The following is a 23308-nucleotide window of genomic DNA, read 5'->3' on the forward strand; positions in this document are numbered from 1 at the left end:
TTAATTATGTTAATAGATATAGGTATACTTCTATTGGTTTGAATTAATCCACAGCATTGTTTCCTCAAGTGAATAGAACCTGATATCAAGTTTTTCTATTGCCTTTATGTTTTGATATTGATAGGTAGAAAACAATGTATTGATAAGATCTTTTGTGAGAGCATTTTGTTTACTACTGAAAATAGAAAAGATCTTTTTGATATAATAAAGAAACATCACAGTAGAGCGTGATATGCTTTTGACTGGTGGATTTACATTCAGTTGTTTGCTGATGATCGTTAAAGCCTCTTTAAAAGGAAGGTTAGACGCATTCAAAATGAATCGCTCACCCGTAATTGGAAGTCTCAATGCATTGACCACACTTTGAGAAACATCTCTTACATCTACAGAAGAGAAAAGACCGCTAGGGTAAAACTTCACTCCTTCCTTAATATAATTCAAAATGGATAAGCTGCTTCTTTTGAAATCACCAACTCCAAAGATGACAGAAGGATTCAAAATTACCATGTCTAGCCCTTCTCTATAACCTCTCCAAACTTCTTGCTCAGCATTGTATTTTGATATCGCATATTGCGACATCCCCTTTTCTCCTGTCCATTTTGATTCCTCATTAATTTGGTCACCAAACTCAGGAATACCAAGTGCCGCAATAGAACTTATGAAAATAAATTTTTTAATGTTGGATTGTAAAGCAATGTTGACAAGGTTGGCAGTGCCTTCTACATTCACAGCACGCAGTTCCTCTCTGGATGTATTAAAAGAAACAATGGAAGCGGCATGAACAATGTATTCTACCTCTTTCAGTACATCAGAAAGTTGACTAGGGTCTAAAAGGTGGACATCTACCCACTCTATTTGATCGTTTTCATTTTTAAGAAAAGATTTATCATTTTGAACACCATTCATTGCCACAATTTGAGCTCCTTCTTTGAGCAGTGCCTGAATGATATATCCTCCTACAAAACCGGTTCCCCCAGTTACAAAAACTTTTTTCCCTAGTAGTGACAAACTTTTATACGTTTCTTTTAAAATGTTGCAATTTGATTGTTTTTAAGGTTCAAACCTAATGATTTATAATAATATGAGGATTTCAAAACCTTTTTTAACCCATCAATATGTTTTGGTTTATGAGAATCAGTTCCTATAAAATCAACGAGGTTATCATCAATCAACCTTTCAGCAATAGCTTTTGACCTAGAGGAGTAATATCCCATTAAAGAAAGAGCATTGATTTGAAGTAAAGCACCCAAGCTTTTCCATCTTACAATTTCCTCATAATCATCAAAAACATAAGTATATCTTTCAGGATGTGCAATTATAGGCTGGTATCCTTGTGATATTGCCATGAAGATTGCTTCATCAATAAATAAACAAGGATTTATAAATGATGTTTCGACTAGAAGATATTTTTTACCAAAAGTAAGAAAAGGCTTTTTGTTTCTTAAGTTTAAAAGAAAACCATCATCAAGGTAATACTCGGCGGCAAACTCAATGGTTATATCCATTTTCTCTTTTGCGATTTCTTCTCTTACAAGTGCAACTTTTTCGGCAATACCTTCAGGTGTATTTTTATAAAAGTCACTCATGATATGCGGAGTAGCCACAAGGTGTTTATACCCCAATTGCTGAAGCCCTTTTATGATTTCCATGGATTCATCCAAACTGGAAGCACCATCATCTAATTCAGGTAAAAAATGGGCGTGCATATCCATGGTTATTTCTGGCCCTTGAGGAGTTGTGATAACTTCCTTGGTTTCTTTTTTTTTGTTTTTTGAAAAAAGACGAGACAACCAACCCATAACAAATTATTTATATCAATTGAATAATTACAAACCTACAAATAGAACTACGTTTTTAGTGTATTATTTTGTTTGATTTAGGAATTATTATTTTTTCTTCTTTTTGAATACTCTTTTCCAGAAAGGTTCTGATACAGTATTAAAGTAAGCGGCATCTTCAGGATTCATATCAGATTCATATCCGTAGGTGTAACCATAGCCGAACCCGCCAGCATTGTAAGACATAGCACCATAACCGTAGCCATATCCTCCATAGCTTCTTCTATCAGGAACAGAGTTTAGGATAACAGATATATTCTTGAATTTTCCTGATTTATAAAGATTGTTGGCATTATCAATGAAAGAAACCTTAGAGTAATCAGCTCTGATAATGTAAATAGGATGAGTCACATGTTGCATGATAATCATACCGTCTGTAACGAGGCCAATTGGAGGAGAGTCAAGGACAATGACATCAAATTCTTTTTTCAACTGCTCTAAGAACACCGAAAAATTATTGGACATTACCAATTCAGAAGGGTTTGGAGGTATTGGTCCTGCACTGATATATTTTAAGTTGTCAATATCCGTTTTTTGTAGACAGTCTTCTATTGTACTTTGTCCTGTAAGAATAGAAGAAGAACCTTTGTAGTTATTCCCGCCAAAAGCAAGGTGTACTTTAGGTTTACGGAGGTCTAAGTCAACCATAACAACTTTCTGTTCTGACATTCCTATGATTCCTGCAAGGTTGGACCCGATAAACGTTTTACCTTCACCACTGATAGTAGAAGTAACAGATATGACTTTCTTTTGCTCTTTATTTTCATTGTCAGTGATCATAAAGTTCAAATTGGTACGCACTGACCTGAAAGCCTCACTCATTGTAGATTTTGGATCGCCAGACACAACTAATTTAGAAACGGGCATTTCTTCCTTATTATATTCTGGAATCAAACCTAGAATAGGCATTGTAGTTCTTCTTTCTAAGTGTTTTAATCCACTGATTTTGTCCATTTTGATATATACAATCAAAATAAGAATCACAGAGAGAAAAATACCTGCAACTATACCAATCCCATAAGCAATCATGATTTTTGGTGTGATGGGGGTTTTGCTTGCGTTTGGTGAGTTGATCACAGTAGAGCTTTCTATAGTACTTGCTTGAGCCATGCTCACTTCAATCATCTTATTGGTAAGAAGATCAAAGATGTTTGTATAGATTTCAACTCTTTTCTCAATTTTTTTGAAATCAGGATCTCCACCAATATTTTGATAAAACACATGTTTCAGTTTACCAATTTCACCTTGTAATTCACTGATATTCTCTGTAAGAAACTCTTCTGCAAACTTTATAGACTCAGCAACTTCATAACGTAATTTCTTATAAAGTTCTAGTTTAGCATTGCTAGCAACTGTTCTTTCAGTATAAGAGTTTTTGATACGATTTGCTTGTACTTCAAGTTTAGCGAGTTCACTTAAGTTAGAAGCAATACTGCCATCTGTAAGAATTGTAGCATAAGCCTGTATGTATACAATACTGCTATCAGCTTCTAAGAAATGCCTTAATTTCTGGTATTTCTTGCGTTCTCCTTTCAGTTCATTCAGTGATTTTTCAAGCTCCTGAATATTATTTACAATAGGACCAGCATCCATGTAGGATGATAAATCTTTATTGTAGCTAATTTCTCTCAACTTCTTTTCTTGAAGGGATAAAGAGTCTCTTGTCAAGTCAGCTTGGTTGTATAAATAATCTAGAGCTCTTTCATATACCAATGCCTTTCCTTCTCTAGATAGTTGGCTGTAAGCCAGGTTGATGGATTGAAGAATTGCAATTGCCTTTTCTCTATTGCCAGCTGTGAAAGAAATTTGGATAGTGTTAGCTTTAGGGTTAAAAACTTGCACACTAATATTTTTTTTCAAGAACTTTACAAGTGAAGGTCTTGAGTTGACAACAAAAGAGAAGGTATTATTTATTGTAGACTTAGAATTGGGTTCGATGATAATATCAGCTCCTTCAAAGAATAATGGTTTTCCTGATATTCCTTCGACTACACTTTTACCTTGATTGTAAGTTAGTTGATAGCTTTTACCATCTCCAGAAAAATTTAGTAATATTGGTTTATCCTGTAGGAAAGGTAATTTTCCTGAAGGAAACGTAATTGAAAAAGGGAGATTTTTTCCAAAGAGTTCCGAATCTCTGATTTCACCTACAGAATAATAACTCAATCTTAGATCAATCAATGAATCAAGTATTCTATTGTATGTGACACCCGATGTGATCAAAGCCATTTCACTCTCTAATTTTCCATCATTTAGAGAATTACTCATCAAACCAAGTTTTTCAGCAAATTCTTGGGAAGATGAAGTTAGCTTAATCTGATTTAATGTAGTAGCCTCGTAAATACGTGGTGACCATCTTATATATAGATAAGCACAAATTGTGGTTAATGAAATCAATAACAGGACCCAGACAATATTTTTCTTGACAACATATTCTAGTTTATCAAAATCAATACTATCTGCTATATTACCATCTTCTCTATCGAAGTCGTCAAATTCTTTATCAAAATCAGTCATTGAGAGACTTTTTATTTTAATGATTAATTACCAGTAGAAATTTGTTGAATCAGTAAGTATAATGATACAACACTTGAGACTACACTAACTAGAAGCGTTAAATCTTGTAGGTTTCTAGTATCTGATTTTCTACGCGGTTCGATGTAGATAACGTCATTAGGCATTACATTTAAATTTGCTTTTGCCATTCCCTGAATAGTACTCAAATCAACAAGCTGAACAGCAGGTTTGTTCAAACCATAGACAGGATCGGGACGTATAAGTCTGATATTGGTAGCCATGATGTCATTTTGAACCGGAACGCCGTTATTTCCTCTAGTATTTTGTCCACTTAAAGTGGCTTGAGCAATGACATCTAATAATGTCATATGTTCTGAGCGTAGAGGAATGATATTCGCTCCTGTAGCTCCCATTACAATTACTTTTTTATTGATATAGTTTGTAACAACATAAGGATCTAGATAAAACTCACTATACTTTTCAGCTAGTATTTTATTGGCCTCATCTAATGTTAACCCTACTAGATTAATTGCTCCGATTAATGGAAGTATAACAAGGCTGTCTGATTGAACGAGATAATTTTTAGGTTCATCATTATTCTGCCTTAAATTCATATTCAAAGCACTATTTGGGTTTTCTAACATATTAGCATTATTACCATTTAAGTTATTTCCCTCAGTACTCTTCTTTAAAACTTGGTCTGGTTGAAGATAATCTCCATTAGGATCAACAATTGCCTCTCCACTATTTGTGAAAACAGACATTGCTATTCTATCATCTACATTAATAACATAGTTATGAAGAGCAGATTGCTGTGCATCTTGAAAAACTTCCTCATTGATACTTGTATCTGTTTTGAATAAAATACTCTTTTTGATTGAACAAGAAGACAAGCTTACTAACAGAAGTAGAGTTATTAAAAATGGAAAATTATATTGTTGTATAACCTTTTTGAAATGTTTCATGTTTAGTTACATCAATAGCTTATTTAGCGAAAATTTTAATCGAATAAGCGTAAAAAAAATAGGCAATATTGCCTTATGGGATTAATTTAAAACCAAAAGTAATAAAAAAGGCCCACTCTCTGAACAATTTTCAAAGAGTAGGCCAAAATCTATCTATTAAATGATTTATTTCTTAAATGACTTTACACCTTCATCTAAGAAGTTGATAAAGTTTTCAACATTTAAGTCATAAGCTTTTGCAGGAATCATTAAATCACCATTGTCATTTAACAGGCAATAATAAGGTTGTGCATTACTGTTGAACTTCGTGATTTGGAAGTCAAAGTTCTTTGCCCCAATTGTCTTTTTCACATTACCATCAAATGTTGACGTTACCCATTCATCTTTTGGTAATTTAGTAGGGTCATCTACATATAAAGCAAGAATGATATAATCTTCTTTTAAACGCTTTAATACTCTAGGATCTGACCAAACATTGTCTTCCATTTTACGACAGTTGGCACATCCATGTCCCGTAAAGTCAAGGAAAATAGGCTTTCCAAATTTCTTAGAAGCTTCTACCGCTTGATCATAATCAAAATACCCTTTTAAACCGTGAGGTAAATGGAAGATGTCTCCGTATTTGATTGGATAAAGCATATCCTGTTTTTCTGAAGAAGCATCAATAGATGCGTTAGCGACTTCATCTCGGATAATCGATTTTAAATCAAAAGTATGATGTGTTTGTGGAGGTAAAATACCTGAAAGCATTTTCAATGGAGCACCAAATAATCCAGGGATCAAATAAATCACAAATGAGAATACAATTGTCGCTAAAATTAATCTTGGAGGGCTGATAACGTCCATCGGAGAATCATGCGGTAAACGGATTTTACCTAATAAATAAAGTCCTAACATCATTGAAATAGCAATCCAAATCGCTACCATGATATCTTTATCTAAAACACCCCAGTGATATACTAAATCTACTGTTGATAAGAATTTGAAAGCTAATGCTAATTCTACAAAACCTAGTACCACTTTTACTGAGTTTAACCAACCTCCCGACTTTGGAAGACCTTTCATTAAACCAGGGAACAGGGCAAATATTGTGAATGGTAATGCAAAAGCTGAAGCAAAAGCAATCATACCAAAGATAGGTTTTACGTATGCTCCACCTACTGATTCAATCAAGATTGTTCCTACAATTGGACCTGTACATGAAAAAGAAACAAGTACTAATGTAAAGGCCATGAAGAATACGGCACCTAAACCACCTTTGTCCGATTGTTTATCCATTTTATTTACTAATGAACTCGGCATTGTGATTTCGAACATACCGAAGAACGACATCGCAAAAACGATGAAAATTGTAAAGAAAAGGATATTTGGTAACCAGTGTGTTGAAATAGCATTAGCTACACTTGGGTCTCCTGCGAGAGGTGCTAAAACAGCTCCAAAGAAACCATAAATAGCAATAATTGAGAAACCATATAAGAATGCCTTTGACTTTCCTCCACTCTGATTAGTGAAAAATGAAACCGTCAATGGAATCATTGGGAACACACAAGGAGTAAAAATAGCTGTAAGACCAAATATGAAAGCTGAAAGCATAAAACCAAATAAGCTTTCCTCAGTGTCTTGTCCACTTGAAGAAACAGCTTTGATTTCACCTTTTTCAACTTGCTCTACTTTTACTTCTTTCTTTACTTCTGAATCAACAGCTTCTTCGACTTTTGCAATTTTAGCATCACCGAAAACAAAACTCTTGGCCAATGGAATACATTGCCCCGTTTCATCAGAACAGCTTTGGCCAGAAATATTCGTTTCAATTTTAAAAGGAACTTCAAGTACTTTTAGTGTTTGAGTGAATTCACCATGTTTTTTAAAATAAGTGATATCACCTTCCCAAAGTTCATCATATTTTTTCTTTGGGTTGACAGGAGTAAATTCTCCAGCAACTTCAAATGTATTGTTTAAAGTGTATTCTACTTCAGTAAGCATTGGTCCTAGGTCAGGATCAAAATCTGAAGAATAGAGATACCAACCTTCTTTAATTTCCGCTTTATAAGTGATAGTAATAACTTCTCCCTTTTTTGGCGAATTGTTTGAAAGTTCAGCACTCCATTTGACTGGGTTAATCAATTGAGCGTTTGTAGTAGATATTATTCCTATAAGGAACAATCCTATTAGATAAATTGATCGAAAAAATGTGTTCATGTTGTTATAAAAATCGTTTTAGATCGTTTCTTCTCTTAATACAGAGCGGAACTGACTTACTTTCTCACCGAACTTCTGCTTGAGCTGGATATGCAAACTTTGTTCGTGTTGTCTCATAAAGCGATCTGCATTAGATAAGCTTTCCACATCAAGCATTAATGCAAAGTTACTTCCTGTAGCTTCTGCTTTTTCAGACAATAATTTCATCAGTTTGTGACTTTTAAAGCACTTGGTATTTGTTACTTCTGGAATGAAATAAGTTTTCATCCATTCTTTCCATGTAGAAAGCACTTCATCGTCTACATGAAAAGAGATATTATATATGATCATGGTATGTAATTTTTTGCAAAATAAAGAGTATCGTAATAATGTACTATTTTTTAAAATTCTTTTTCAATTTAATTACAATCAGGATCATCATTAAATTTCCTAAACCACCTAATTTATATGAATAATGAAATTTATTGACTACAAATATCAATTCAATTGAGTGAAAATTGATAGTTAATACTTCCTTGCTACTTGTACAAATTTCCTTTTGTTTACAACGTAAATGAATACGTTGTGTATTTTTATTGACTTATTCTAAGAAATAGTGTAATCCATTGATGTGACTTATGTTGTAATACAACGTATATGCTCTAATGAAGTGCGTAATTAATTACGTATATAGCTTTTGTAGGTTTTTCATATGTATGATCTAAGCTAGATATAACGCTTAAACTTGTCATGTTTATGTATAACTGAATGGAGTATTGGAACTTTTTAATTCAATTTAGGATTGATGATGTAAAGAATACTTTGTTTTTGGGTTGTATTATTTCACTTTTTCATTTTGAAGAAAATTTTAATCAAAATATTAAAATAAAAAAAGATCTTACATGGGAACTAAAACGGAGTATTAGTCATATCGTAAAGAAATAGTGACTATGAAACCTAATTTTATTAAAACATACCTTACTATTCCTTTATTAAAGATGAAGATTTGGGAAGAAATTAAGACCTTTGCACAAGAAGAATATCAGCAACTATCGATCATAAAGTGTTTCCAAAGAGATTTTTATGATTTGATTTCTGAAGCGAGGGGAGGTATAACTGAAAATAATCAGACTTTACTCCTCCAATCGTTACATACTTTAAAAGGTATAGCAGGAACAATAGGTGCGACTAGACTTCAGTTTATAACAAAAGAAGCGGAAGGTATGGCACGCATTGATAATGCTTTTATTGATGAGATAGAGCATTGTGGAAAAGTGTCCATAGATGCATTGAATAATCATTGTGGATAAGGTAAATCAGAAAGAAAAATATTCTAAATTAATAAAAGAAGAAGCACAAAGACTCGGTTTTTCTGAATGTGGAATTGCTAAAGCAGGTTTTTTGGAAGAGGAAGCAGATCCTTTAGAAAAATGGCTTAAAGCAGGAATGCATGGCGAAATGGGATATATGGCCAATCACTTTGATAAAAGATTAGACCCTACCAAGCTAGTAGAGGGGGCAAAGTCTGTAGTGATGCTTTCTTATAATTATTTCCCTGAAAAAGATTTAGCACAAGAAGGAAACTTCAAAGTGGCAAAGTATGCTTATGGAGAAGATTACCATTATGTGATAAAAAGAAAACTCAAAGATCTTGTGAAATTTATCAATGCTGAAATTGGTGAAGTAGAAGGTAGAGTTTTCGTAGATTCAGCTCCTGTTATGGAAAGAGCTTGGGCCAAAAAAGCAGGTTTAGGCTGGGTGGGCAAACATAGCTTACTTTTGAATAGAAAAATGGGTAGTTTCTTCTTTTTAGCTGAATTGATAATTGATTTAGAATTACAAGAAGATGCTCCTATCAAAGACTACTGCGGAACATGTACAAGATGTATTGATGCTTGTCCAACAGATGCTATTCCAGAAAAAGGTATTGTTGATGGAAGTAAATGTATTTCCTATTTGACGATTGAATTAAAAGAACAAATCCCAACGGAATTTCAGGGAAAAATGGAAGACTGGATTTTTGGCTGTGATATATGTCAAGATGTTTGTCCGTGGAACCGTTTTTCAAAACCACACAGCACCCCAGAGTTTTCTCCTCATGATCATTTAGGAGAAATGTCTAAAAATGATTGGAATGAAATCACCGATGAGGTCTTCAAAGAGATTTTCAGAAAGTCAGCCGTCAAGAGAACAAAATTGGAAGGCTTGAAGAGAAATATTATGTATGCACAAAAAAAGTGATCACCTTCTGGTTTAGGTGACCACTATTGTAATTTCTTTGTGTGAGTGAGTATGTTGTATTTTAGCCAACTAGTGCATACGAATTAATATGTTTGTTGCACTCGTTCTGAATTGTGAAGGCATACTTTGGAAAATTGGATTTTCCCCATGATCTTAAAGATAGAACCTCATTGATCGATAGGATTCCCAAAGATTTGCGTAACTCCTTTAAAAATAAGTGTCTGTCAAACGACACTTTATTGAGAATTACCTTAGTATATTCAAGCATGATCGGGTTTGTTTTTACTTGGTTGTCTTGAAAAATAAAAATTTCGGTTGAACAATTATTTTGACATCTGCTAATAAGTGTAACGCTAATATAGTGTATAAGTTACATTTTTATTAGTTATAATTCATTTTTTTAAACTTTTTTCACAACTTTTCTTCCCTCGAATTATAGATATTTACGGTATGAAAAGATCACTATTGAAATTTTTTACTTTTAAGGGTTCAATGCAACAAATTGGGCTTCTTGTATTTTGCTCAATGCTGTTGTCATTTTCTACTTATGCACAAACTGTAAGTATTGCAATTGGCAGAACAGAGATTGGTCAAAATGAAAATTTTGAAATCACTTTAACTGTTAAAAATGGTCGTCTGACCAAGTATTCTGAATTCCCAGATATTGAAGGTTTTGGAAAAGGTAGACCTTCTACATCAAGTCAGACTTCAATTATAAATGGGCAGGTTTCCACTCAGCAGAGTGTAGTTCAAATGTATCAACCAACAAAACAAGGTACATTTAAACTACCTCCTTTTAATATGTCTGTCAATGGTAAATCTGTAAGCAGTAATGGAGCCACTATCAAAGTAGGGCCAGCTGTGCAAAGGCAAGTTTATGATCCTTTTGCAGATTTCTGGGGAGGAGGATCATCAAGAAATCAACAACAAAATCAGCAATTTATTGATGTTGAAGCAGATGCATTTTTCTCAGTGAGTACTGACAAAAGCAGTGTTTATAGAGGAGAAGGTTTTAAAATGGACATCTCATTTTATGTAGCTGTAACCAACAGAGCCGAAATGGATTTCTATAAATTGGATGAACAAGTGACAGAGATTTTGAAGAAAGTAAAACCTAAAAACTGTTGGGAAGAAAACTTCAATATTGAGTCAGTGCATTCTGAGTATGTAACAGTCAATGGAAAATCATACCGTCAGTACAAGATTTACGAAGCGATGTTCTATCCTTTGAATACTGAAGATATTGTAATTGAGCCAACGGAGCTTCAAATGATTAAATATCAAGTGGCTCAGAGACAATCTTTCTTCGGGAGAAATAGTAAAGAAACAGTTGAAGTTTTCAAATCAAGAGGGAAAACTGTAAAAGTAAAACCTTTACCAGACAGTCAGTACAAGAGTATTGCCAGTGTGGGTAACTATCGTTTAAAACAAAAATTAAGTGAGACAGAGATCCAGACAGGAGAAAGTGTAACACTTGACTTCAAAGTGGAAGGTGTTGGTAATATTTCATCAATCCGTGAGCCGGACTTAGTAGAGTCAGAAGATTTACTTTTCTATCCTCCAAGCGTTTCTCAAAACATCAAAAGAGCAAATGGCAAAGTGGTAGGTTCTAAGGAGTTTGTCTATTACATTGAGCCTCAAGAGCCAGGAGAATATGATTTGAAAGATTTTATCAGTCTTACTATTTTCAATACAAAAACACGAAAGTATGAGACGCTGTATCCTGAAGGAAAAGTGATTGTGAAAGGTAAGAGTCTAAGAGATGCCAAAATTTCTAAAACGGATCTTGGATCTTTTTATGACGCTATGAAAAATGCAGACAACACCTTATTATCTATGGATAATACGCCGATGATTCAGATTATTTTGAACATCTTTGTACTTATCGCATTGATTTTAACAGGCGTATTACTCTTTAAAAAGTTCTAATTAAAGAAATCATGAAGGGAAATTTCTCTCTATATATATTAAAAACAGTTGTTGTACTATGCTTTTTCACTTCTTGTGAAAGGTTTGTGGATACATTTCCTCCGGTGATTGAATATTTTTTGATCAATGGCAATGACGGAAAGAACGGCGAAGTAGATATAGATACTTTAAGTACAGACCTTGAAATAAGAGCCTTTTTCAGAGATGAAAGTGGAATGCTATCATACACTGTTTCTTTTGAATATATAGGTGGAGATGATTCTCCGGGTTTAAGAGTACCAGCTTATCTCAATGATTTTGATACTTTCCCAGTTGCAGGAGCACAAACAGAAATCTTTAGAACCATAAAAGTTGTTCCAGTGCCTGATTCTGACAACTCACATGTGGCAGGAACAGGAGAGTATAATGTACATATGGACGCTAAAGATGTGGCCTTGAACAATGCTCAAAGGGCCACAATTCCTATGGAATTCAGAAACTATTCACCTTTTTATAAATTCAAAGATTTTGAGACGGACAGTATCACAGGTCAAAAGGAAATGGATTTTCCAATCAATTTCATGTTAGCAGATTTGGATAAAAATATGAATGAGTTTTCTATGCAGATGATCTTATTCATTTATGATCCTGATGATATTGAAAATGGAGGTGTTCGAGATTCTACATTGCAAACATTTGATATTAGAGTACCTATTCCGGGAGAAGATTCTTTAATGTATACAGAATCGTTTGTATTTCCTGATACAGGAAATTATGAATTACGAATGGTAGTTGGAGACGAAAGAAGAAATACAACGCCTGCAAACATTTTTATCCGTGTAGATAATTAATAGTAGGCTGTATCATATAAAGAAAGACCTTCTGTAATGTAAAATTGCAGAAGGTCTTTTTTATTGAATCACTTTTTGAGCTTAGTCATTTTTATAACCAAACATCTTTAAGCTTTTATCATTTTTTCTCCAGTCAGAGTCCACTTTTACATGTGTTTCAAGGAATACTTTTTTCTGGATAAATTTTTCCAATTCTTTTCTTGAATCAGCACCAACGTGTTTCAGTTTGATTCCGCCTCTACCGATGATAATACCTTTTTGGCTTTCTCTTTCTACCATAATTGTAGCTTTGATTTTTACCATATCATCAGTTTCTTTATAGCTTTCTACAATCACCTCACAAGAATAAGGTACTTCTTCTTTGTAGTGCATAAAGATTTTTTCTCTGATGATTTCAGAAACAAAGAAACGCATTGGTTTGTCTGTCAATTCTTCTTTGTCATAGAATGCCTCATGTTCAGGAAGTAGATTAAGAATTTCATCCAAAATGGCAGGGACATTAAATCCATGTAAAGCAGAAACAGGCATAATCACTTTAGGATTCAGCTTTTCTTGCCAATAAGTCACTTTTTTCAAGACATCATCTTGCTTTGCCTGATCAATTTTATTGATAATGACAATGATTGGCGCTTTTGTTTTTTCAAGTTTTATAAGAGCATCTTTCTCTTTAAACGTCTCAAAAATATCTGTGACAAAAAGTACCACATCAGCATCATTGAGTGAATTGTCCACAAAGTCCATCATAGACTCATGCAATTCGTACTTTGGATTGATGATACCAGGAGTATCTGAATAGACAATCTGATAGTCTTCAGAGCTCATAATTCCCATAATACGGTGTCGAGTAGTCTGTGCCTTGCTTGTAATAATGGAAAGCCTCTCTCCCACCAACTCATTCATCAATGTGGATTTACCCACATTCGGTTTTCCTACAATACTCACAAAACCTGCTTTGTGCTTTTTCCCTTCACTCATGATAATGTTCTACTTAAATTATATAATGTTCAAAGTGTGCAAAAAATCCTTTACACACCCACAGTTCTATTAAAATGTGCCATACCAAAATAGATACAGCTGTATGGAAGTTCTCCATTAAAATAATCAAAAATTGCTTTTACTCCTTGATTAGCACCCACATTTCGAATGGCCTCAGCCACAGCTTCCAGTTGTTCTCCATTGATGAACTGGAAGATATCAATGTTGTACCCCATCTCATATAAGGTAGCCAGGTGATTCATAATACTTTCATCCCTCAGCTTTCTTTGCTGGGCAATTTCATGAATTGTTAATCCTTTTTGATATAACTCATAAGTCAACAAAGGAGAGCTTCCTTTTATTTTGAATCCTTCTTTTGCCTTTGAAATGACATAATGAACAATCGCCCCGATAAACTCATTACCATACTTTCTTAGTTTGGTTTCACCAACACCAGATACCTTGATCATATCATGTACTGATATTGGCATCTTTTCAGCCATATCCGTAAGCGTAGCATCATTAAATACAACATAAGGAGGAATACTTTCCTTGTCTGCAATTTTCTTTCTGAGTACTCGAAGTGTTTCAAATAAATCCTGACGTAGTTGCTCTTTTGCTGTAACCTTTTTGGTAGGTGCTTTTGTCGATGGTGTTTCTTTGAATTGTGAAAGCTTCGCGAAATTAACAGGGAATTTACCCATTAACACATTCTCACCTGCTTTCGTTACTCTAAAAGTGTTATGATGGTCATAAGCAATCTCAATCAATCCAAGATTAAGCATTTGTTGTAGATACAATTGCCAGTGATCATAAGAAATATCATGACCAGCACCATAAGTTTTTATCTGATCAAACCCTTGGCGGATAAGATCTATCCTTCTGGAACCTCTTAAAATGTCAATCAACATACCGGCAGAAAGCGATTTATCCATTTCTCTTTGTGCTCTAATCACGGCAGACATTGCCTTTTGGGCGATGATTGTTCCATCAAACAGTTCTGGAGGGTTTCTACAAACATCACAATTGCCACAGTCTTTTTCTAAACTTTCTCCAAAGTAACTTAGTAGAATACGTCTACGGCAAGTTCTTGTCTCCGAGTATTGTTGCATTCTTTCCAGCTTAGAAAGCTGTAATTGAGACTGACCGCTATCTCCCACCATGTCTCTCAGTTGCATTACATCAGCAAATGTGTAAAAAAGTAAAGTATCAGACGGAAGTCCATCTCTACCAGCTCTACCTATTTCCTGATAATACCCCTCCATATTTTTTGGGAGATTGTAGTGAACCACCCACCTTACATTGGGTTTGTCGATTCCCATACCGAAAGCAATAGTTGCACAGATAATTGGAATATCATCTTTAATAAAACCTTCCTGTACTCTAGCTCTCTCATTGGCAGGCATACCTGCATGATAATATAATGCGTTGTGTCCCGCTTTACGTAATTTTGTGGCGAGACTTTCAGTATTTTTTCTTGATAAACAATAGATGATTCCTGACTGATTGGGTCTTTCTGCCAGGAAATGTAATATTTTCTCTATTCTTTTCTGCCCCGCTTCCACTCTCAAACTCAGGTTAGGTCGGTCAAAAGATGAAATAAACATTCTTGGGTTGACCATTCCTAGTTGAATTGCAATATCATTTCTCGTGGCTTTGTCAGCAGTGGCAGTCAAAGCAATAAATGATACATCTGGAAAACGCTGTCTTAAAGAAATAAGCTTGGTGTATTCTTGTCTGAAGTCGTGCCCCCATTGAGAAATACAGTGTGCTTCATCAATAGCAATAAAGCTGATGTAAACTCTAGAAAGAAAATCTAAGAATTGGGGTGTTAGTAATTTTTCAGGAGAGATATAGAGCAGTTTCAGTCTTTCGTTAATAAGATCTTCTTCTACTTCTCTCATTTCTGTATATGATTGCGTACTGTTCAAGAAAGCGGCAGGTACACCATTGGCTTTAAGGTTTTCAACCTGATCTTTCATGAGTGCAATCAATGGAGAAATTACAATGGCTACTCCTTGAGAAATAATTCCGGGTATTTGATAGCAGATTGACTTACCTCCTCCAGTGGGCATTAAGACAACCGTATCTTGTTTTGCAAGTACATTCTGGATAATGTCCTCTTGCATTGGTCTGAATCGGTCATACCCAAAATATTGTTTTAGGGCATGTTGAGCAGTTGAGATATCCATTGAAAAGTTTTTTTGTCAAAATATTTACGCAAGTTACTATGAAGTTGATAGCTATACAAAAATGCCTATCATTTAATAACTATAGTTTTCAATTGACGATCAGCATCAAAAATGTTTTAGAGTTTTAATTCATTCAAATGTAATATTTTCAAAAAATAACCTTAATCAGGTCATAAAAATATTAAATCCATAATTTGATCACCGAAACCGGTTTCGGTGTAGAAAATACAATTACTCTACTAAATCTATAGTCTAATTCAACGAGTGCATAGTGTTTTGATTATAAATTAGATACAAATCAGTATTTTTATTCGAAAAGTTTAAAATAATACGTTGATTATTTGCGAAATAGTCAATATTATAATATGTTTACAGTCAAGAAGTCAACCAAATGAGGAAATGATTGCAAAAATCGCAATCTCTTATTTGACTTAGTTAAAGAGTGACTTTTGTTCATTCTTTAATGAATATATTTCGATGGAAGTTTAAATAATTGAATTGGTTAGAAAGAAGGTGAGTAATGCTCACCTTTTTTTATGTTCAAGATTTTGCTCTAGAATTCCTAAAAGTAAATTATCTTTGCACTGTTTATATATTATTTATGAATATTGTATTTAACATTGTTCATAATATCTGATTTGAATAAAGTCTGACAATTGATAAAGAAAAATCAATTTTTAATGGGAATAACATCTATATTAGAATCCGAATTAGTGCTTTATTAGTTGTAGACTTTTTTAAAGTCAACACTTAACAACGGTTTAGCATTGATCTATTTAGTTGAATGCTAATATGTAAGAATAATTATATTTTCATATTCTACCTATGAGTAATTACAAGAATATTTTTGTTATTGATGATGATCCGACAAATAACCTGATTTGTCGTAAAATGATAGAGAAAACTGGGTTTGGGGAAAACGTAACAACTTACCTCAACGTACAAGATGCTGTGGATGCTTGGGAAGAAGTGCAACCTGAAGTAGTATTTTTAGATATTAATATGCCTCCTAGTACTGGTTGGGACTTTTTGGATCAATTGAAAGCTAAAAATATAGAAAACGATAAGGTGTATATGCTTTCTGCTGAAGTGACATCTGAAGACAGAAAAAAAGCGGCGCAATACGAACAAGTGGCTGGTATTATAATCAAGCCATTGACTCCTGTGAAATTAGGGGAAATCAAGTAATTGTGTCTATATAATAGACGAAATAAACATAAAGGTGATAATTAGTAATATACATAAGGGGTGGTTGACATTAGTTGTTTTTTGTATATGCTTGTTATTGCCTTTTTTTTCAACCGGACAATCTTTAGAGAAAGACACGCTTAAAATTAAAGAGCATGATGTATCGGAGATTCAAGCCGAACTGGATTCTTTACTCCGTAACAATTACCATCTAGATGCTACTGCACTAGCAGACAGTGTTTTGGTATTGGCAAAAGAGACTTATAGTAATACAGATCTTCGTATTATTCTTATTCATAAACGAATAGCAGAGAAATTTGCAGATAATGGTTATTCCAATATAGCCTCACAATATGTTCAAAGAGCATTGGCTATTCTTCGTTCAGATCCCACTCCCAATTATGCTTTTATAGGTGATATGTATATTTATCTAGCTCAGATATTTAGGCATCATCAACTTTCTAATATTGCCATTAATTATTATGAACAGGCAATGGAAGCTTACGAGCAAGCAGAAGGAAGAGAGCATTATTTCCCGCTGATCAGTGTGTATATGACGCTGGGTACTTTTCATTATGAAATAGAAAACTTTGGAACCGCTAGTTCATATTATACTAAAGCTTCCAATCTGATTTCAAAAATGGACACAAGGTACCGTGCTGATATGGTGGAAATTCTCAATAGAATCGCAAAAGCACAAACTAGAACCGGAGCCTATAAAATTGCCACCGAAAACTTGACACAGTCCATTCAAATTGCAAAAAAGGTATTTGGCAAAAATTCAATTGAGTTGGCCAATCAATATGAATCTTTAACAGAGGTTTATTTGCAAAGAGGAGATTATCAGGATGCGAATGAAGCAGCGAGTAAGGTTGTGAAAATATTGGTGGGAAACATTGGAACAGCAGAAAGAAGGCAGACTTATGAAAGAAAAATTGCGGACACTTTTTTTTATAAGAGAGAATATGAATTGTCCCATCAGTGGTATCAGAAACTATATTCTGATGCATTGATTGCTAATCAGGATCTCAACGATTATACGCAATTGTCTAATTGGTATCTAACAGTAGCGGAGAAATTTGAAAGGGTAAAGCAAGATGCTATTGCGTTGAAAATCTACCAAGAAGCATTAATGCAGAACCAGGAAAAGTTTGGGAAAAACAACCTAAAAGCAGCAGAAATAATGCATTTAATTTCAAAATGCTATGTTCGCTTGAATGATTTTCAACAGGCTGAGACTTTTACAAATAAAGCATATGCTATAGAATGGGAGATCGGTTCTGAAAAAGACAGTACACAGCTTGCTATTCAGAGTATAGATATGGCTGGACTTTTATTGATGAAAGGTGATACTGTTGAAGCTGTGAAACTATATCATAATGTGGAAAAATTAGAGGAAAACCGTGAAAGCAGATGGAAAGCAATCGCTTACAATAATTTGTCAATGATTAATTTTCATCAGAAAAAATACAACGAGGCCTATTATTATAGCGAGCTCTTATTAGGGTATTATAAAGAAAACTATGGGCGTGATTATATAAAGACTATAGGCTGTTATTTATTGATGGGAAACATCATCTATGCCCAAGGAGAGAAAGAAAAGGCAGTAGAAAACTTTTACAGCAAACCTATTCGTTTAGCGGCACAATTATTCAGGAAACCCAACGAAGTGAGTTTTCAGGCTAATAAAAACCTGTCTGATTACTATAAAGATCTAAAAAAAGAAGACCTGTCTCAACGCTACGCTGCATACGCACGAGAGATACAGGTCATTATATCTTCTGAAAATACCAATTAAATCAAATGAAAGCTTTTGTTAGCTGTTTTTGATTTCTGATAACTTCTCATTTAATGTGTCTAAGATGTTACGAAGGTGACGTTCCAGTTCAGCCCAAGCCATTACTGGGTCAACAGAATTGACATCTTCCTTGTAATTTGCTCCCACTTCAGCCATAAAACGCTCTAATGTATCAAGGTTAAAAGTGTGTAATCGAGTGCTAAACTTATGTTTAACAGCGCTAAAAAGGTCAGAGTCTTTATCTTCTAATGCTAATTTTAACTTTGGAAAGTCAGATTCAAATTCATCAATAGAGATTGATAAGAAATCTACATATCCATCTTTGTCCCCTTCAAAAAGGGTATCTGTAAAACTGAAATCCATAGGATAAGTTGATATTGCCATAATATTAGTTCATTTTAAAAATAATGAATTCTTTCTAAAAAATTCTAGATTTTAGAATGATAATCACCAAATCCATAAGATCTAGATGAAAATCTAAGGTATAGTGCAAAGATATAGAGGAATAACACTCCAATGTATAGTCAACACTTAATAAAAGTAAATCACTAACGATCATTAAAAATTTATTCAGAATATTTTTTAATGAATATTGATTCAAAAGAGTTTATTGAGTGGAAACTATGATTTAAGATGCAAAAGGTATTTTCTCTATGAAGGAGTCTGATATAAAGTTTGAGGATACTTCTTTATTAAACTATATCTGAAAGTGTAGTGTTTCAAGGTCGATTTTTGGTAAAAGAAAATCAAAATGATTGTTAGAATATTTCTTTTTCTGGTCAAGCGTTGAGCTAATATTTGTTGAAAATATCAATTTTAGCAAGCAAAATAGATGTGGAAGTTGAGTCGATTTTAGAAATCAATGCATTTGTTACATTTTTTGTTGAAAAAAAGACCATTGAAAATCAGGTTGTTTACATTCATTTTTATCTTTTTTCTTATTTTCTTTTGGAAATATAAAATCTCGACTTACCTTTGCATCGCTTTAAACGAAAAGCATGAATGAATAAGCGAAAATAGCTCAGCTGGTAGAGCGCAACCTTGCCAAGGTTGAGGTCGCGGGTTCGAACCCCGTTTTTCGCTCCATTTAAAACATTTCATTTGTCAGCAATGGTAGATGAGCCGGGATGGCGGAACTGGTAGACGCGCAAGACTTAAAATCTTGTGAGGGCAACCTCGTGTGGGTTCGATTCCCACTCCTGGTACTAAGCTGCGAAAATAGCTCAGCTGGTAGAGCGCAACCTTGCCAAGGTTGAGGTCGCGGGTTCGAACCCCGTTTTTCGCTCTAAGTGCCAAGTTATTTAAATGGCTAAAGAGATAAGGAAGACTTGACTTCCTTTCAATAAAAACAAGAAAATACTTTCATTTATCAGCAATGGTAAATGAGCCGGGATGGCGGAACTGGTAGACGCGCAAGACTTAAAATCTTGTGAGGGCAACCTCGTGTGGGTTCGATTCCCACTCCTGGTACAAAGTATGCGAAAATAGCTCAGCTGGTAGAGCGCAACCTTGCCAAGGTTGAGGTCGCGGGTTCGAACCCCGTTTTTCGCTCTAAAAAGCCTAACAGAAATTCTGTTAGGCTTTTTTTTATGTCTTTTTTGGTGTTATCCTTACATTTTTTTGTATTTATTGGTGCCGAATGATTGAAACTTCTTACATTTGCATGTTTTTAATATCACTTAGTGACTTCGGACTAATTTTCAAGTGAGACGATCAAATAGCGGAGTGTTTGGAAATTAGCACCTAAAAACATTAAGATTTAAATACGAACAGATTCATATATAAAGCATTTTTTTTTAGTTTATCATGGCAATAATTACGAAGATCCGAGAAAAGTCTGGCGTTGCAGTTGGATTGATCGCAATAGGTCTGATTTTATTTATGGTGGGGGGAGACTTAATGTCACCTAACTCAAGATTATTAGGAAGCAACAAGCAAATTGTTGGTGTTATCGGTGGTCAAGACATTGAATTGAGACAATTCAGTGAGATAGTCGACGCTATCAAAGGCAACTACCCTACACCTCCAAACGAGCAACAAATGCAAGGTGTTCGTCAAATGGCTTGGAACGAGTTAATCTACCGTGTTGCCTATGGTCAACAAATGGAAGAACTTGGTGTTACTATTTCTCAGGAAGAATTAGACGATATCATTTCTGGTAACAATATCGCTCCAGAATTTGGTCAGTACTTCAGAGACTCTACTGGAGAAGTAAGCAGAGAAAATATCAAAATGTACCTTTCTTCATTGAAGCAACAAGGTCCTAACTCTCCTCAGTACCAACAGTTCTTAAGCTTCGAGCAACAATTGAAGACGTCTCGTACTAGAATCAAATACGAAAATCTTATTTCAAGTACTTACTTTGCTTCTGATTTAGAAGGAAAGAAAGAATATGAGAAACAAAACGATAAAGTTGAAATCGCTTACTTAAATGTTCCTTTTTACAGCGTTCCTGATTCAGTTGTGAATACTTCTGATGATGATGCGAAAGCATACTACAACGCCAATAAAGAAGAGTTTAAGCGTGATGCCAACAGAGGTATTGAGTTTGTAAGTTTCCAAGTGAAGCCATCTGATTCTGATAAGAAAAACTTAGAGGGAGATATGCAAGACCTTGCTAGAGCATTTGAAAGAACTTCAAATGACACTGCATTTGTTGATGCGAACACTGAAGGAGCTACTAAGTTCTTATCAGCGAACATGACAGGTCTTCCTACAGTTTTAGATGCTAACGCTTTAGAAGAAGGAAAAGTTTATGGTCCTTTCTTCGCAGCAGGTGCATTCAGAGACTACAAAGTATTAGGTACTTCAGAAGATACAGTTTACTCTGCTAGAGCTTCACATATCTTATTCAAAAACGATAAGGATGATGCTAAAGCAAAACAAGAAGCATTAGCTACTTTAAGAAAAATCCAAGGTGGTGAAAACTTCGAAGAATTAGCGAAGAAAGTAGGTGACGCAGCTCCTACTACTAAATCAAGAGGTGGTGACTTGCAGTGGTTCTCAGAAGGACGTATGGTTCCTGAGTTCGACAAGGCAGTATTCTCAGCTAGAAAAGCAGGTTTACTTCCAAGATTAGTAAAAACTTCTTTCGGTTACCATATCATCAAAGTAACTGAAACAAAAACGAAAAAGCAGTTTGAATTAGCAGTAGTAGAGAAGAAATTATCTGCTTCAGATGCTACAATCAACGAAGCTTACCGTAAGGCATCAGTATTTGCTGCTTCAGCAAAAGGTGGTAGAAAAGCATTCGAAGAGTTAGCGGAAGAGCAAAAGATCTTCATCGAGCAAGCTTTAACAATCGCTCCTACTGCAACTTTCATCAACAGTTTAAGAGGTAACTCAGTAAGACAAGTGATCCGTTGGGCATATAATGAAGCTGGTATCGATGATGTATCAGAAGTATTTGACTTAGATGATCGCTTTGTTGTTGCTACATTGATGTCATCTCGTGAAGAAGGTGTAGCTGATTTTGCTGATGTGAAAAACGAAGCAATGGTTGAAGCGAAGAAAGCAAAGAAAGCAGAATACATCACTTCTAAATTAGCTGGTTTATCAGGTTCTATCGAGGACATGAGAAAAGCTTACGGAAATGGTGCTAAAGCTGATATTGCTTCAGATCTTTCATTAAATGACGTATCAATCCAAGGAATTGGTATTGCTCCAAAAACAATTGGTACTGCATTTGGATTAAAAGAAGGTGAGGTATCTAAACCAATTGTTGATGAGAACAGTGTAGTTGTAATCAAAGTTAGAAAAGCAGAGAAAGCTTTAGAAACTGCAGATTACTCAATCTACCAAACTCAAGTAGAAAACAGATACAACAGATCTGCTAACTACAACATCTTGGAGGCTGTAAAAGAGCTTTCAGAGGTAAAAGACGAGCGTTACAAGTTCTTCTAGGAACTTTCAACATATAATAAAAGAGACTGCCTCAAAAGGGTGGTCTCTTTTTGTATAAAACGAAAAGTACAATCAATGGGAAATATCAAGATTATAGAAACAAGCGACGGTTCAAGTTCTTTGTTCAATGAACAGCTGAATGAAACGTATCATTCAAATCATGGTGCATTGACAGAATCGAGATATGTATTTATCAAATCAGGTTGGGAAGATGTGAAGGACGGAAAAGATAAAACGTCTATTCTTGAAGTGGGTATGGGCACTGGATTAAATGTGATCCTAATGATAGAGCAAGCCTTGAAAAATCCTGATCATACCTTTTCCATGATTACCTTAGAGCCTTTTCCTTTAAATGAAGAGTTGATTGAAGGCTTAAATTATACTGATCTTTTAGAAGGTGAGTTGACGTCTTATTTCAAAACGGTACATTCTTGTGAATGGGAGAAGGAAGTTGCTATTTTACCCAATTTCACCCTTACGAAAAAGAAAACAACCTTGCAGGAATTTGAAGCGGAAGAGAATACATTTGATGTGATTTTCTTTGATGCCTTTGCTCCAAACAAACAGCCTGAGGTATGGTATGTAGAAAATCTTACAAAATGCTTTGTAGTGAATAAAAAGGATGGTCTGTTTGTGACGTACTGTGCCAAAGGACAATTACGTAGAGATTTGGTGAGTGTAGGTTATGAAGTAGAGCGTTACCCAGGCCCTCCAGGTAAGCGTGAGATGTTGAGAGGTTGGAAGAAATAATAAT

17 protein-coding genes and 5 tRNA genes are annotated in these 23308 nt (G+C 34.6%); 13 read left to right on the forward strand and 9 right to left on the reverse strand.

All coding sequences use genetic code 11. The features are described 5' to 3' along the window. Positions 1 to 30 precede the first annotated feature (30 nt). From AVL50_RS24950 to AVL50_RS24975, 6 genes are all read right to left on the reverse strand, one after another. Complete coding sequence (locus AVL50_RS24950; protein WP_062619561.1) at positions 31 to 1008, reverse strand: NAD-dependent epimerase/dehydratase family protein; 978 nt, start codon at positions 1006 to 1008, stop codon at positions 31 to 33. Between the two features lie 17 nt (positions 1009 to 1025). Continuing rightward, on the reverse strand, positions 1026 to 1799 hold the full coding sequence (locus AVL50_RS24955) for a tyrosine-protein phosphatase (RefSeq protein ID WP_062619563.1): 774 nt from the start codon (positions 1797 to 1799) through the stop codon (positions 1026 to 1028). An 87-nt stretch (positions 1800 to 1886) separates the two neighbouring features. Further along, on the reverse strand, positions 1887 to 4355 hold the full coding sequence (locus AVL50_RS24960) for a polysaccharide biosynthesis tyrosine autokinase (protein ID WP_062619565.1): 2469 nt from the start codon (positions 4353 to 4355) through the stop codon (positions 1887 to 1889). A gap of 23 nt (positions 4356 to 4378) precedes the next feature. After that, positions 4379 to 5320, reverse strand: a complete 942-nt coding sequence (locus AVL50_RS24965; RefSeq protein ID WP_082796000.1) for a polysaccharide biosynthesis/export family protein — start codon at positions 5318 to 5320, stop codon at positions 4379 to 4381. A gap of 165 nt (positions 5321 to 5485) precedes the next feature. Continuing rightward, a complete protein-coding gene (locus AVL50_RS24970; protein WP_062619569.1) occupies positions 5486 to 7519 on the reverse strand; it encodes a thioredoxin family protein in 2034 nt (677 codons plus the stop codon). Between the two features lie 18 nt (positions 7520 to 7537). Then, on the reverse strand, positions 7538 to 7849 hold the full coding sequence (locus AVL50_RS24975) for a DUF4286 family protein (RefSeq protein WP_062619570.1): 312 nt from the start codon (positions 7847 to 7849) through the stop codon (positions 7538 to 7540). 599 nt (positions 7850 to 8448) lie between these two features. Between AVL50_RS24975 and AVL50_RS24980 the strand changes: the two genes are divergently transcribed. The 4 genes from AVL50_RS24980 (at position 8449) to AVL50_RS24995 (ending at position 12498) form a co-directional block, all read left to right on the forward strand. Continuing rightward, entirely contained in the window at positions 8449 to 8808 is a 360-nt protein-coding gene (locus AVL50_RS24980; RefSeq protein ID WP_062619571.1) for an Hpt domain-containing protein, read from the forward strand. Then, positions 8801 to 9739 (forward strand): tRNA epoxyqueuosine(34) reductase QueG, encoded by a 939-nt coding sequence (gene queG / locus AVL50_RS24985; RefSeq protein ID WP_062619574.1) that lies wholly within the window; start codon positions 8801 to 8803, stop codon positions 9737 to 9739. The genes AVL50_RS24980 and queG overlap by 8 nt, the downstream gene beginning before the upstream one ends. 450 nt (positions 9740 to 10189) lie before the next feature. Beyond that, a complete protein-coding gene (locus AVL50_RS24990; protein ID WP_062619575.1) occupies positions 10190 to 11668 on the forward strand; it encodes a BatD family protein in 1479 nt (492 codons plus the stop codon). 11 nt (positions 11669 to 11679) lie between these two features. Continuing rightward, positions 11680 to 12498, forward strand: a complete 819-nt coding sequence (locus tag AVL50_RS24995) for a hypothetical protein (RefSeq protein WP_062619577.1) — start codon at positions 11680 to 11682, stop codon at positions 12496 to 12498. 81 nt (positions 12499 to 12579) lie between these two features. Here the strand turns inward: AVL50_RS24995 and era are convergent, their stop codons facing one another. Then, complete coding sequence (gene era / locus AVL50_RS25000; RefSeq protein ID WP_062619578.1) at positions 12580 to 13473, reverse strand: GTPase Era; 894 nt, start codon at positions 13471 to 13473, stop codon at positions 12580 to 12582. A 50-nt stretch (positions 13474 to 13523) separates the two neighbouring features. Further along, the gene (recQ, locus tag AVL50_RS25005; protein ID WP_062619580.1) at positions 13524 to 15665 is read right to left on the reverse strand and encodes a DNA helicase RecQ; all 2142 of its coding nucleotides are present in this window, start codon (positions 15663 to 15665) and stop codon (positions 13524 to 13526) included. A gap of 825 nt (positions 15666 to 16490) precedes the next feature. On the opposite strand from recQ, the gene AVL50_RS25010 reads away from it, so the two are divergent. Then, a complete protein-coding gene (locus AVL50_RS25010; RefSeq protein ID WP_062619582.1) occupies positions 16491 to 16853 on the forward strand; it encodes a response regulator in 363 nt (120 codons plus the stop codon). A gap of 97 nt (positions 16854 to 16950) precedes the next feature. Beyond that, complete coding sequence (locus AVL50_RS25015) at positions 16951 to 18651, forward strand: tetratricopeptide repeat protein (RefSeq protein WP_062619583.1); 1701 nt, start codon at positions 16951 to 16953, stop codon at positions 18649 to 18651. 18 nt (positions 18652 to 18669) lie between these two features. Here AVL50_RS25015 and AVL50_RS25020 read toward each other — a convergent pair whose 3' ends face one another. After that, positions 18670 to 19035, reverse strand: a complete 366-nt coding sequence (locus AVL50_RS25020) for a hypothetical protein (protein ID WP_044211212.1) — start codon at positions 19033 to 19035, stop codon at positions 18670 to 18672. 626 nt (positions 19036 to 19661) lie between these two features. On the opposite strand from AVL50_RS25020, the gene AVL50_RS25025 reads away from it, so the two are divergent. The 7 genes from AVL50_RS25025 (at position 19662) to mnmD (ending at position 23304) form a co-directional block, all read left to right on the forward strand. Beyond that, positions 19662 to 19737, forward strand: a tRNA-Gly gene (locus tag AVL50_RS25025). Positions 19738 to 19772: 35 nt separating this feature from the next. Beyond that, positions 19773 to 19856 (forward strand) — tRNA-Leu (locus AVL50_RS25030). A gap of 7 nt (positions 19857 to 19863) precedes the next feature. Next, positions 19864 to 19936, forward strand: a tRNA-Gly gene (locus tag AVL50_RS25035). Between the two features lie 101 nt (positions 19937 to 20037). Then, positions 20038 to 20121, forward strand: a tRNA-Leu gene (locus AVL50_RS25040). Positions 20122 to 20129: 8 nt separating this feature from the next. Then, positions 20130 to 20202, forward strand: a tRNA-Gly gene (locus tag AVL50_RS25045). Positions 20203 to 20457: 255 nt separating this feature from the next. After that, the gene (locus tag AVL50_RS25050) at positions 20458 to 22554 is read left to right on the forward strand and encodes a peptidylprolyl isomerase (RefSeq protein WP_062619585.1); all 2097 of its coding nucleotides are present in this window, start codon (positions 20458 to 20460) and stop codon (positions 22552 to 22554) included. A gap of 75 nt (positions 22555 to 22629) precedes the next feature. After that, positions 22630 to 23304, forward strand: coding sequence for a tRNA (5-methylaminomethyl-2-thiouridine)(34)-methyltransferase MnmD (mnmD, locus tag AVL50_RS25055; protein ID WP_062619587.1), 675 nt, complete (start codon positions 22630 to 22632; stop codon positions 23302 to 23304). The last annotated feature ends 4 nt before the right edge of the window (positions 23305 to 23308 follow it).

The sequence above is a fragment of the Flammeovirga sp. SJP92 genome (assembly GCF_001583495.1).
In the GTDB taxonomy this organism is placed as follows: Bacteria; Bacteroidota; Bacteroidia; order Cytophagales; family Flammeovirgaceae; genus Flammeovirga.

Coding starts and splice junctions, on each gene's coding strand:
- AVL50_RS24955 (WP_062619563.1), bottom strand. CDS start 1,799: ATGGGTTGGTTGTCTCGTCTTTTTTCAAAAAACAAAAAAAAAGAAACC.
- AVL50_RS24960 (WP_062619565.1), bottom strand. CDS start 4,355: ATGACTGATTTTGATAAAGAATTTGACGACTTCGATAGAGAAGATGGT.
- AVL50_RS24965 (WP_082796000.1), bottom strand. CDS start 5,320: ATGAAACATTTCAAAAAGGTTATACAACAATATAATTTTCCATTTTTA.
- AVL50_RS24970 (WP_062619569.1), bottom strand. CDS start 7,519: ATGAACACATTTTTTCGATCAATTTATCTAATAGGATTGTTCCTTATA.
- AVL50_RS24975 (WP_062619570.1), bottom strand. CDS start 7,849: ATGATCATATATAATATCTCTTTTCATGTAGACGATGAAGTGCTTTCT.
- AVL50_RS24980 (WP_062619571.1), top strand. CDS start 8,449: ATGAAACCTAATTTTATTAAAACATACCTTACTATTCCTTTATTAAAG.
- AVL50_RS24990 (WP_062619575.1), top strand. CDS start 10,190: ATGAAAAGATCACTATTGAAATTTTTTACTTTTAAGGGTTCAATGCAA.
- AVL50_RS24995 (WP_062619577.1), top strand. CDS start 11,680: ATGAAGGGAAATTTCTCTCTATATATATTAAAAACAGTTGTTGTACTA.
- era (WP_062619578.1), bottom strand. CDS start 13,473: ATGAGTGAAGGGAAAAAGCACAAAGCAGGTTTTGTGAGTATTGTAGGA.
- recQ (WP_062619580.1), bottom strand. CDS start 15,665: ATGGATATCTCAACTGCTCAACATGCCCTAAAACAATATTTTGGGTAT.
- AVL50_RS25010 (WP_062619582.1), top strand. CDS start 16,491: ATGAGTAATTACAAGAATATTTTTGTTATTGATGATGATCCGACAAAT.
- AVL50_RS25020 (WP_044211212.1), bottom strand. CDS start 19,035: ATGGCAATATCAACTTATCCTATGGATTTCAGTTTTACAGATACCCTT.
- AVL50_RS25050 (WP_062619585.1), top strand. CDS start 20,458: ATGGCAATAATTACGAAGATCCGAGAAAAGTCTGGCGTTGCAGTTGGA.
- mnmD (WP_062619587.1), top strand. CDS start 22,630: ATGGGAAATATCAAGATTATAGAAACAAGCGACGGTTCAAGTTCTTTG.